This is a genomic window from Bradyrhizobium sp. 17 (assembly GCF_023073515.1).
GTDB classification, from domain to species: domain Bacteria; phylum Pseudomonadota; class Alphaproteobacteria; order Rhizobiales; family Xanthobacteraceae; genus Bradyrhizobium; species Bradyrhizobium canariense_D.
Genome location: NZ_JADPJQ010000079.1, coordinates 24,775 through 35,174, shown reverse-complemented (window position 1 = coordinate 35,174; position 10,400 = coordinate 24,775). Strand labels below are relative to the sequence as shown.

General features: G+C 63.7%; 13 protein-coding genes. All 13 read left to right on the top strand.

What is annotated here, in order from left to right:
• Positions 1-461, top strand: a 461-nt coding sequence (locus IVB13_RS15910) for a molybdopterin cofactor-binding domain-containing protein (RefSeq protein WP_247489554.1), incomplete at its 5' end; no start/stop codon positions are given.
• A gap of 105 nt (positions 462-566) precedes the next feature.
• The gene (locus tag IVB13_RS15905; RefSeq protein ID WP_247489552.1) at positions 567-1,583 is read left to right on the top strand and encodes a zinc-dependent alcohol dehydrogenase family protein; all 1,017 of its coding nucleotides are present in this window, start codon (positions 567-569) and stop codon (positions 1,581-1,583) included.
• A 17-nt stretch (positions 1,584-1,600) separates the two neighbouring features.
• Complete coding sequence (locus tag IVB13_RS15900) at positions 1,601-2,809, top strand: arabinose transporter (protein ID WP_247454116.1); 1,209 nt, start codon at positions 1,601-1,603, stop codon at positions 2,807-2,809.
• An 89-nt stretch (positions 2,810-2,898) separates the two neighbouring features.
• The gene (locus IVB13_RS15895; protein WP_345947084.1) at positions 2,899-3,588 is read left to right on the top strand and encodes a carboxymuconolactone decarboxylase family protein; all 690 of its coding nucleotides are present in this window, start codon (positions 2,899-2,901) and stop codon (positions 3,586-3,588) included.
• Between the two features lie 101 nt (positions 3,589-3,689).
• Entirely contained in the window at positions 3,690-4,085 is a 396-nt protein-coding gene (locus IVB13_RS15890; RefSeq protein ID WP_247454138.1) for a cupin domain-containing protein, read from the top strand.
• A 155-nt stretch (positions 4,086-4,240) separates the two neighbouring features.
• Positions 4,241-4,996, top strand: coding sequence for a glucose 1-dehydrogenase (locus IVB13_RS15885; protein WP_247454119.1), 756 nt, complete (start codon positions 4,241-4,243; stop codon positions 4,994-4,996).
• 54 nt (positions 4,997-5,050) lie between these two features.
• Entirely contained in the window at positions 5,051-5,464 is a 414-nt protein-coding gene (locus tag IVB13_RS15880) for a cyclophilin-like fold protein (protein WP_247454121.1), read from the top strand.
• A gap of 134 nt (positions 5,465-5,598) precedes the next feature.
• Entirely contained in the window at positions 5,599-6,009 is a 411-nt protein-coding gene (locus IVB13_RS15875; protein WP_247454123.1) for a hypothetical protein, read from the top strand.
• A 575-nt stretch (positions 6,010-6,584) separates the two neighbouring features.
• Positions 6,585-7,325: a FadR/GntR family transcriptional regulator gene (locus IVB13_RS15870; RefSeq protein WP_247395285.1), complete on the top strand. Its 741-nt coding sequence runs from the start codon at positions 6,585-6,587 to the stop codon at positions 7,323-7,325.
• A gap of 31 nt (positions 7,326-7,356) precedes the next feature.
• Complete coding sequence (locus IVB13_RS15865; protein WP_247454125.1) at positions 7,357-8,256, top strand: NAD(P)-dependent oxidoreductase; 900 nt, start codon at positions 7,357-7,359, stop codon at positions 8,254-8,256.
• Positions 8,257-8,266: 10 nt separating this feature from the next.
• Positions 8,267-8,950, top strand: a complete 684-nt coding sequence (locus IVB13_RS15860; protein WP_247454126.1) for an amino acid ABC transporter permease — start codon at positions 8,267-8,269, stop codon at positions 8,948-8,950.
• 7 nt (positions 8,951-8,957) lie between these two features.
• The gene (locus IVB13_RS15855) at positions 8,958-9,626 is read left to right on the top strand and encodes an amino acid ABC transporter permease (RefSeq protein WP_247454128.1); all 669 of its coding nucleotides are present in this window, start codon (positions 8,958-8,960) and stop codon (positions 9,624-9,626) included.
• A gap of 2 nt (positions 9,627-9,628) precedes the next feature.
• Positions 9,629-10,387: an amino acid ABC transporter ATP-binding protein gene (locus IVB13_RS15850; RefSeq protein WP_247454130.1), complete on the top strand. Its 759-nt coding sequence runs from the start codon at positions 9,629-9,631 to the stop codon at positions 10,385-10,387.
• The last annotated feature ends 13 nt before the right edge of the window (positions 10,388-10,400 follow it).

Here is a 10,400-nt window from a genome sequence, read left to right as displayed (position 1 = left end):
GCTACCAGCAGTCGACCTTCGGTGCCCACTTCGTCGAGGCTGCCGTCGATAGCTTCACTGGCGAGATCCGAATCCGCCGCATGCTCGCGGTGTGCGCAGCCGGCCGAATCCTGAATCCGCTAACCGCGCGCAGCCAGGTCGTCGGAGCCATGACCATGGGCGCGGGAGCCGCCTTGATGGAGGAACTCGCGGTCGACAAGCGGCGCGGGTTCTTCGTGAACCACGACTTGGCCGGTTATGAAGTGCCGGTTCATGCCGACATACCGCATCACGAAGTGATTTTCCTCGACGAGGCTGACGACAAGGTCTCGCCCATGAAGGCGAAGGGCGTGGCCGAACTCGGCATATGCGGAGTTGCCGCCGCAATTGCCAACGCAGTTTACAACGCAACCGGCGTCCGTGTCCGTGAATACCCGGTGACCCTGGATAAACACCTGGATCGCTTGCCGGCGGTTTCTTGATTTGTGCTGCCGTCCGCATCGGTCTCGGCGGTCACAACCGCTGGTAACTAAGGCAAGTTCGTGTTGCGCATCGAGCATCTTTCACCAACCTGACGGAGAACAGTCATGCTTCCCACAGTCATGTACGGGGCGGGCGACGTCCGTTGCGAACAAGTCGACGACCCGAAACTCGTCAAGCCGACGGATGCCATCATAAAGTTGTCGGCCACCTGCATCTGCGGGTCAGACTTGTGGCCGTATCGCGGATTGCAGCCGACGGATGGTCCGGCTCACATGGGTCACGAATACTGCGGCATCGTCGTCGAAATCGGCAGCGAGGTCAGAACCGTCCGCCCTGGGCAGTTCGTCGTCGGCTCGTTCTGCCTGTCCGACAATACCTGCCCGCACTGCAAGTTCGGCTTTCACTCCTCCTGCGTGCAGCGCGAATTCGTGACGGGCGCGCAGGCGCCGTACGCGCGAGTGCCGCTCGCCGACGGAACGCTCGTCGCCACCGCCGAAGTGCCGGACCAGGACTTGGTCCCGCACTTGCTGGCGACGTCCGATGTTCTCGGGACGGGCTGGTACGCCGCGGACGCCGCCAACGTCCGAGCAGGCTCGACGGTGGCCGTCGTCGGCGACGGCGCAGTGGGACTCATGGGGGTGCTGGCAGCGAAGGAGATGGGGGCAGAACGCATCATCGCCATGAGCCGGCACAAGAGCCGCCAGGAACTGGCACGCGGCTTCGGGGCGACCGACATCGTGGCAGAACGGGGGGGACCCGGCATCCAGCGAGTGAAAGAGCTCACGGCCGGCATCGGTGCGGATTCGGTTCTGGAGTGCGTCGGCAAGCAGGAATCCATGACCCAAGCCATCGATTCCGTGCGTCCCGGCGGCTCGATCAGTTACGTCGGGGTACCTCATGGCGTGACCTTCGACGGCCAGGCGATGTTCTTCGCGCAACGTCGAATGCTGGGCGGACCCGCCCCGGTCCGTCGCTTCCTGCCCGATCTGATGGATCGCGTTCTGAAGGGCAGGATCAAGCCTGGCAAGGTGTTCGATCTCACGCTGCCTCTGGCCGAGGTCGCGGAAGGCTACCGCGCAATGGACGAACGGCGTGCGATCAAGACGATGCTCACGGTGTGAGCGGAGGGCGTCCTTGCATGTCGGTAACAACACTCCCAACGCCGCCCGTGGCGCAGAGCCTCCCCGCTACTCTGCTGCCGATCATGGGGGTGGTCTTCGTCGCTTTCCTCGTCATCGGCATCGCGATGCCCGTCCTTCCGCTTCACGTCCATGACGGCTTGGGTCAGGGAACGTTCGTGGTCGGCCTGGTCGCCGGCAGTCAGTTCGCGGCGTCTCTGGTCTCGCGGCCGTGGGCGGGCAACTTTTCGGACAGCAAAGGAGCCAAGCGCGGCGTGGTCGTTGGGCTGGTCGCTGCCGCTGCGTCGGGGTTGCTGTACCTCGTTTCGCTTTATTTTACTTCGGTTCCCGGGGTCTCCGTGGCGTTACTGCTGCTGGGGCGAGGACTTCTGGGCGGCGCCGAGAGCTTCATCATCACAGCCGCGGTGAGCTGGGGGCTGGCGCTCGTCGATGCCGGCAGCACGGGCAAGGTCATTGCGTGGATAGGCATGGCGATGTTCGCGGCCTTCGCGATCGGCGCGCCTGCTGGCTCTGCCCTGTACACGAAGTACGGCTTCGCTGCCATCGCTGCCGCGACCGCCGCAGCGCCTCTTGCTCCCTTGATGCTTGTTGCGCGGCTTCCCGCCGTTGCCCCCACGCACCACGCCCGCTTCTCGTTCGTCGAAGTGATCGGCGCCGTCTGGGTACCGGGCCTCGGCTCGGCTCTGGGCAGCGTGGGATTCGGAGCCGTGACCACGTTCGTCGCCTTGCTGTTCGCGAACCACGGATGGGAGAACGGATGGCTCGCCTACACTGCCTATGCGGTTGCCTTCATCACGGCCCGGATCTTCTTCAGCCATGTGGCCGACAAGCTCGGCGGCGCCAAGGTCGCGCTGGTGTGCACGGTCATCGAAGCCGCGGGTCAGGCACTGATCTGGATGTCCTCCCGGCCCGAGATGGCGTTGCTTGGCGCCGCACTGACCGGCTTCGGCTTCTCGCTGGTCTATCCCGGGTTCGGCGTCGAAGCGGTCCGCCGCGTTCCGGCACACAGTCGCGGCCTGGCGATGGGCGCCTACACTGCGTTTCTCGATCTTGCCCAAGGCCTCGCCAGCCCTGCTCTCGGATTGATCGCAGCCGGCGCTCGGTTGAACCTCGTGTTTCTCGTTAGCGGTGGCACCGTCCTCTGCGCGGCACTCGTCGCTTCGTGGCTGATCGCGCACCCGTCAAATCTGGAAGGATCCTCGCAATGAGAATGCTCGCAGCGGCCATGGTTTCATTTTGCCTGTTTGCTGGCGGCTCCGCCGTCGCGGGACAGGAATCCACCGAAGGAGCAAAGACCATGTCAAAGCCGGAAGATGTCCGCGCGGTTGCGCCTGCCCTCGAAGGCTACGCGCAAAAATTTGTCCAGTGCGATCTCTGGAACCGGCCGGGTCTCTCAGCTCGGGACCGCAGCATCGTCACGGTCGCGGCGCTCATCGCCCGAAATAAGACGGTGGAGCTGCCGTACTATCTAGCTCTCTCGCTGGAGAATGGCGTGAAGCCCTCGGAGATATCGGAGATAATCACGCATTTGGCCTTCTACACCGGCTGGGCTAACGCGATGGATGCGATCCCGGCGGCGAAGGCAGTCTTCGAGAGCCGCAACGTCGGGCCCGATCAGCTCCCGCCGGCGTCGGGGCCGCAGCTACAGCTCGACGAGGCGCGGGAGAAGCAGCGGACGACGCTCGTCGCGGAGCAGTTCGGGCAGATCACGCCCAGCCTTGTCCAGTACACGACCGACGTGCTGTTCCGGGATCTGTGGCTCAGGCCGGCGCTGGCTCCGCGCGACCGAAGCCTGGTCACCGTGAGCGCTCTCATCTCGACCGGTCAGGTCGCGCAGATCACCTATCATCTGAACCGCGCCATGGACAACGGGTTGACGCGGGAGGAAGCCGGCGAGGTGCTCGGCCATCTCGCCTTCTACGCCGGCTGGCCCAACGCGTTTTCCGCGGCGCCGGTCATCAAGGACGTCATCGAGAAGCGTCCGTGATCACGCGCAGGGCCGTCCTCATTGTTGGCAGCGTCGCCATCGCCGACATTCACCACCCGCTGGTGTTCGCGGCTGGAACACAGAAGGAGACGGAAATGGACATCGACATCAAGAGAAACGGCGCCCGCCCTTCACAAAAGGGGCCTCAGGACTGGTTCACCGGGACGGTGCGCATCGATCCGCTATTTCAGGCGCCAGAACCGGCCCGGGTGAGCGGCGCCTATGTCACGTTCGAGCCTGAGGCGCGGACCGCTTGGCACACGCACCCGCTTGGCCAGACGCTGATCGTCACCGCCGGCCTTGGCTGGGTGCAGCGCGAGGGCGGTTCGGTCGAGGAAATTCGCGCAGGCGATGTCGTGTGGTTTCCGCCGGGACTGAAGCATTGGCACGGCGCATCGGCGACGACCGCCATGACGCACATCGCCATCCAGGAATCTCTCGACGGCAAGAATGTTGAATGGATGGAGAAGGTCCGGGACGAACAATACCGCAAGTGATCGAGCGGCGACCGAAGCGGTCGGATTCCGGCTTGCCAGGGTTGAGTCCGCTTTTGAGGGCGCTGATCCCGTTCGACGGAGGATTTGATTTCCTCTCAGCCACTCTACGTCCACCAAACTAGCCCGACACAGCCAATTCCAGGAGGTAGACAGCAATGACCGGTTCAAAACGCTTTGAAGGAAAGACTGCTTTCATCACTGGAGCCGCAAGCGGCATCGGCCGAGCGACCGCTATAGCCTTCACTGCAGAGGGCGCGCGCGTTGCTATCACGGACAGAGGAGAGGCCGCGCTACAGGAGACTGCCGAGCAGGTGAGGGCCGTCGGTGGAGACGTGCTGACGGTCACCTGTGATGTCTCAAAGCCTGAAGAGGTCGCATCGGCGCTGGCCAAGGCAGTCAAGGCCTTCGGCCGCATCGACTGCGCATTCAACAACGCTGGAGTTGAGAACAAAGCGGCGCCGCTTCATGAAATCGAGTTGGAGGAGTGGAACCGCGTTCTCAACATAAACCTTCGTGGCACCTTCATCTGCATGAAGCATGAGATCGCACAGATGTTGAGCCAAGGCGGCGGCGTAGTCGTAAATACCTCATCGGGTGCCGGCATCCGCGGTGTCGCGGGCGGTGCCTCCTATGCCGCTTCCAAGCATGCGATCATCGGCATGACCAAGTCCGCCGCAATCGACTATGCCAAGCAGAACATCCGCGTGAACGCTGTTTTGCCCGGCAACATAGCGACGCCCATGATGGACCGCTTCACGGAGGGCGACATTCAGAAGGCGATCGATCTGGAACCGGTAGGCCGTCTCGGAAAGCCCGAGGAGATCGCGGAGGCCGTACTATGGATGTGCTCGGACCTCGGCGGCTTCGTGACCGGGGCCTCGATAGTGGTCGACGGCGGTTGGTCGCTTTAGGTGCCCCCCGGCGACTGCAAAATAATCTCGCAACGTCAGGACAGACGAATCTCTATGCGCAATTTCCAGATCGCTGCAGCCGCTCTCGCGTTTTCTTCAATGGAGCCCGCCATGGCCCAAGAACGTATCCGGATTTCATCGGACTGGGGGAATGTCACCGCCGAGCTCTCCGACAATAACGCGGCGCGCTCGTTTGTGAGCATGCTGCCGTTCACGATTCAAATGAGCGACCACCTGCGCCAGGAGAAGACAGGCAGTCTTCCGTCGCCGCTGCCGGAGGTTTCGCGTCAGCGGGATTTCGACGTGGGCACACTAGGGCTGTGGGGACCCGATCACTTCGTGATCTATTATGGCAAAGGGAGGGTCCCACAGCCCGGGATTGTGATACTCGGGAACGTGACGGGGGATGTCTCCGTTTTCGACCGTCCCGGCCCGATCGCTGTTCGCGTCGAGGCCGAGAAACGGTAAGCTAGGGGACAATGGGCACCGCATAGCGATTCCGGCGCTTTCAAAGGCGAGGTGTCTCCGGATTGGCTTGGGCGCGTTGATCGCGGTGCCCTCTCCTGCACGCCCGCCATGGGGCGCTGATAGCTCGAGGCGGTGTGAACCTCCAGGTGACGGTCCTCAACATCCTGGTGAGCTATCCGGATGGCTTCCCCGTCATGGAGGACCTCAAACGCGACATGGCCATCCTTGCGACCAGCGGCCGCGATTGGGCGGACCGGACCAAGCGCCTCGCCGCACGGGTGCCCGATCTCGACATCTTTCCCGGGCTGGTCGGACGCAGCAGCAGCGGATGGCAGATCACTGCCAAGGGACGGGCGGTGCTCGAGTTCATGGAAGCCCGCCCCGCTGCGAGCGAACCGATGCAGGCGCCTTTGGTCGAGGAAGCTCCGACTGAGATAGTCGCTGCGGAGCAAATTCCTGCGCTGCGGCAGCCCGCTGACCGTGCCGGCGCAAACGCCGCGAACGGTGGCGCGAGGCGCGAGCGAGCGAGCGCGATAGCGTCCTGATCAAAGAAAGAAGCCGCCAGGTGGGCTCGGCGGCTTGATAGTCCCGAACTGTCGAGTGCTTCCCCCAGCCCCCCGCGTACCGCCGTTACCTTGTTTGCGGCCATACCACCCGATCGGGCGCGTTTCGATTCGGTCATCGGGGTGCCGAGTTGTGCACGGGGTGGATTACAGAGCCGGCAAGGCACGGAAGCCGCGACCGCTCCGCCGACCCCGACCACGCCCAGCACCCCGCATTTGAATGGAGGGCCCGTTCCCTGCGGATGTCCCTTCAGTGGAACGACGCTGCTATCCAGGTTACCGCGATGCGGCCTGCCGTCAAATCGCCTTACCCCCGATGCTGCGGAGCAAGGGCCATCTGGATGAGTGCCTTCCGCAGTGCTCCGCGGTCAGCCGTCGGGCACGATCGCAAGGAGGCGTCGTTTCAAGACACGCCTGGGGGCCGCGCACTACACGACTCCAGCTCGGTCACTTTGCATATGAACCCGGAATCCCACGGATAACCCACATCAAAGGAGTTGACGAGGTGAGCTTGTCATCATACTGGTCTGACCAAGATCAGACCAAAAGAGATCGGGATGGAGCTTAAGCGCGCGGCCGAAGGCGAAAAAGGGTTTGAGAAGGTGTTTGCCTTCCTGCGCGAACGCCTGCTCGCGGGCTCGCTCAGGCCCGGCGACCGCCTGGTTTCGGAACGCGAGCTCGCCACCCTGCTAGGCGTTAGCCGGCCGATCGTTCGCGAGGCGCTGCGTGCCCTCACGGTGCTCGGCATCGTCGAGATCCGCGACCGCATCGGTACTGTGGTGACCCGGCCGGACGTCTCGGTACTGAACGACTTCTTCACCTTCGCCCTCGCCCACCAGGCGGACATGCTTGACGACGTCATGCAGGCGCGCGTCGCGATCGAATGCCAGGCGATCCGCCTCGCCTGCGAGCGCGCCAACATTGCCGATTTCGAACGGCTGCAGCGTGCACTGGCGAAAATCGGGGAGACCATCGACGAGGCCGATGCGGGCGGCATGGCCGACTTCGAATTCCATCGCGCCATCGTCGTGGCCTCGCATTCGGAGACGTTGACGGTCCTGCACGGGTCGCTGGCGGGTCTGCTGACGCATTCGCATCGCAGCCGCCGCAAGCTGGTGCAGGCCTTCCCGTCGATGAAGACGTACCTCATCGACGACCACCGGCGCATCTTCGACGCGATCATCGCGCGCGACCCTGAGCGAGCAGATGCGACGCTGCGCAAGCATTTTGCCATCGGCGACGAATACCGCAGGCGGGCCGTCGTCGGCGATACCGACAAGACCAGCGCCTCACGCTGATCGCGGACTAACCAAGAAACGGACGAATAACATGGGACGGAACGACAAGGGCAGCGTCGGCTTCATCGGCGTCGGCACGATGGGCGTGGAGATGGTGCGCAACCTTCTGAAGGCGGGGCACGCGGTGCACGCGTTCGATCTCAACGAGGCCGCCGTAGCCGATATCGTCAAGGAAGGTGCGATCCGGGCCAAGAACCCGGCCGATGCGGCGCAAGGCGCCGACATCGTCGTCACCATGCTACCCGACACGCCCCATGTCGAGGCGACCGTTTACGGCGAGCATGGGCTGCTGAAGTCGCCGCCGCCCGGCAAGCTGATCGTCGACATGAGCACGATCTCGCCGGTCGCGGTCCGCCGTATCCATGCCGACCTGCAAAAAGTTGGCGTCAGCTTCATCGACGCGCCGGTCTCGGGTGGGCCGTTGGGCGCCAAGAACGCCGCACTCTCGATCATGGCCGGTGGCGATGCGAGCGCCTTCGCGCAGGCCGAACCGTTCTTCCGAGCGATGGGCACCACCATCACGCATGTCGGCGCGTCCGGCGCCGGGCAGACCGTCAAACTCTGCAATCAGCTGATCTGCGGCATCAACATCCAGGCCATCTGCGAGGCCCTCGCGCTCGGGCGCGCTTCGGGCCTCGATCTCAATCTGCTGCGCCGGGTGCTGCTCGGAGGCTCCGCGGCCTCCTGGATGCTCGACAAGCTCGGCCCCGCGATGATCGCCGGTGACGTCTCCGCCGGCTTCCGGATCGATCTGCAGCTCAAGGACCTTCGCCTGGTGCAGGAGCACGCGCAGGCGCTGAGCGTGCCGCTGCCGGGCACGGCGCTCGTCACCAGCCAATATGTGGACGCGCGCGCGCATGGCGAAGGCAACAATGGCAACCAGGCGCTATTCCGCGTCTATGACCGCATGACCAACCAGACCACCGGCTGAACCTGACACAATGAGCGTGCAACTCGACTTCCCCGCAGTGCTGGAGCGTTGGCCGAGCTTTCTCGCCGGCGCCGCGCTGACGCTGGAGTTGGCGGTTTTCGCGACCGTGCTCGGCGCCCTGTTCGGCACGCTTGCAGCCGTCGGCCGCGGCTCGCACAGCGCGCTGATCGCCGGCGCCTGCAAGGTCTACGTCGAATCAATCCGCAACACGCCCCTGCTGGTGCAGATCTTCCTGGTCTATTTCGGCCTCGCGAGCCTGGGACTGAAACTCTCGGCTTTCTCCGTGGCGGTGGCCGCGTTGACTATCAATGTCGGCGCCTATACCGCCGAGATCATGCGCGCCGGCTTCGAGGCGATCCCTCGCGGACAGATCGAGGCCGCCGAAGGGCTGGCGCTGTCACGCCTGCAGATCTACTGGCACATCATCCTGCTGCCGGCGGTCGAGAAGGTCTATCCGGCGCTGACGAGCCAGTTCGTGCTGTTGATGCTGGCCTCCTCGGTCTGCTCGCAGATCTCGACCGAAGAGCTCACTGCGGTCGCCAACTACGTCCAGTCGGACACGTATCGTGCGTTTGAGACCTACATCATCGTCGCCGTGCTCTACATCATCCTGTCGCTGGTGATGCGCGCGGGCTTCTGGGGCCTCGGCCTCGTGCTGTTCCCGCGCCGTCGCCGGCTCGGCACACCGTTGTGAGATGACCATGGGCGGACATCTCAACATCAACCATCTGATGTTCCTCGGCCAGGGCGCGCTGTGGACCATTGGCCTATCCGTGATTGCGCTGATCGGCGGCAGCATCGTGGGTTTCGTGATTGCGCTGGCACGCATCTCGCCGCTCAAATCGGTGCGGATCGCCAGCGGCGTCTATGTCCAGCTCATCCAGGGCACACCGCTGCTGGTCATCCTCTTCCTCGGCTATTTCGGCCTCGCAGCAATCGGCCTCAAGGTCTCCTCACTGACGGCCGCCGGCGCCTCGCTGACACTCTATGTCGCCGCTTATCTCGGCGAGATCTGGCGTGGCTGCATCCAGTCCGTGCCGAAGCCGCAATGGGAGGCTGCCGAAGGCCTCGCGCTGAGCCGGACCCAGCGCATGATGAAGGTGATCCTGCCGCAGGCGATCCGCATCGCGACGCCGCCCACCGTCGGCTTCATGGTGCAGATCATCAAGAACACCTCGCTCGCTTCCGTCGTCGGCTTTGTCGAGCTGATGCGCTCGGGCCAGATCGTCAACAACTCGCTTTTCGAGCCGTTCGTCATCTACGCCGTCATCGCCGTCGCCTATTTCACCATGTGCTATCCCCTGTCGTTGTTCAGCCAGAAGCTGGAACGTCGCATGGGGCGTGGCAAGTTTCACCTTGCACCGGCCTGAAGATGCAGCAGAACGCCTCCTCCTCCGAACCGATTGTGTCGCTCCGCGACGTGCAGAAGAGCTTTGGCTCGCTGCGGGTGCTCGATGGTGTCAGTTTTGCCGTCGAGCGCGGCGAGGTGCTGGCGCTGATCGGCCGCTCCGGCTCCGGCAAGAGCACGGCGCTGCGCTGCATCGACCGCTTCGAGAAGGTCGACGGGGGCGAGATCGTCGTCTGCGGACATCGGGTCGATCGTCCCGACGTCGACCTTCGCGCGCTGCGCCAGGACGTCGGAATCGTGTTCCAGAGCTACAATTTGTTTCCGCATCTCACGATCGAGCAGAACATCACGCTGGCGCCCTCTGCCGTGAAGGGCATGACAGCGTCGCAGGCCAAAGACCTTGCGCGAAAAGTGCTGGCGCAGGTCGGGCTCGAGGAGAAGCTTCACGCCTACCCGGAGCAGCTTTCCGGGGGCCAGCAGCAGCGCGCCGCAATCGCCCGCTCGCTCGCCATGCAGCCGAAAGTGATGCTGTTCGACGAGGTCACATCCGCGCTCGATCCGGAACTCACCGGCGAAGTGCTGAAGGTGATCGAGCAGCTGGCGGCTGATGGCATGACCATGGTGATGGTCACCCACGAGATGGGCTTTGCCAAAGGCATCGCCGACCGAATCGTCTTCATGCATCGCGGCAAGGTTCACGAAACCGGACCTGCCTCGATCCTGACGTCGCCGACGACCCCCGAACTCACGCAATTCGTGGGCACGGGAAACTTAAAATCATAGTAGGGAGGAACTA

Bases quoted from the DNA above. Each gene is read 5' to 3' on its own strand.
- IVB13_RS15905 (WP_247489552.1), top strand. From the start codon at position 567: ATGCTTCCCACAGTCATGTACGGGGCGGGCGACGTCCGTTGCGAACAA.
- IVB13_RS15900 (WP_247454116.1), top strand. From the start codon at position 1,601: ATGTCGGTAACAACACTCCCAACGCCGCCCGTGGCGCAGAGCCTCCCC.
- IVB13_RS15895 (WP_345947084.1), top strand. From the start codon at position 2,899: ATGTCAAAGCCGGAAGATGTCCGCGCGGTTGCGCCTGCCCTCGAAGGC.
- IVB13_RS15885 (WP_247454119.1), top strand. From the start codon at position 4,241: ATGACCGGTTCAAAACGCTTTGAAGGAAAGACTGCTTTCATCACTGGA.
- IVB13_RS15880 (WP_247454121.1), top strand. From the start codon at position 5,051: ATGCGCAATTTCCAGATCGCTGCAGCCGCTCTCGCGTTTTCTTCAATG.
- IVB13_RS15870 (WP_247395285.1), top strand. From the start codon at position 6,585: ATGGAGCTTAAGCGCGCGGCCGAAGGCGAAAAAGGGTTTGAGAAGGTG.
- IVB13_RS15865 (WP_247454125.1), top strand. From the start codon at position 7,357: ATGGGACGGAACGACAAGGGCAGCGTCGGCTTCATCGGCGTCGGCACG.
- IVB13_RS15860 (WP_247454126.1), top strand. From the start codon at position 8,267: ATGAGCGTGCAACTCGACTTCCCCGCAGTGCTGGAGCGTTGGCCGAGC.
- IVB13_RS15855 (WP_247454128.1), top strand. From the start codon at position 8,958: ATGGGCGGACATCTCAACATCAACCATCTGATGTTCCTCGGCCAGGGC.
- IVB13_RS15850 (WP_247454130.1), top strand. From the start codon at position 9,629: ATGCAGCAGAACGCCTCCTCCTCCGAACCGATTGTGTCGCTCCGCGAC.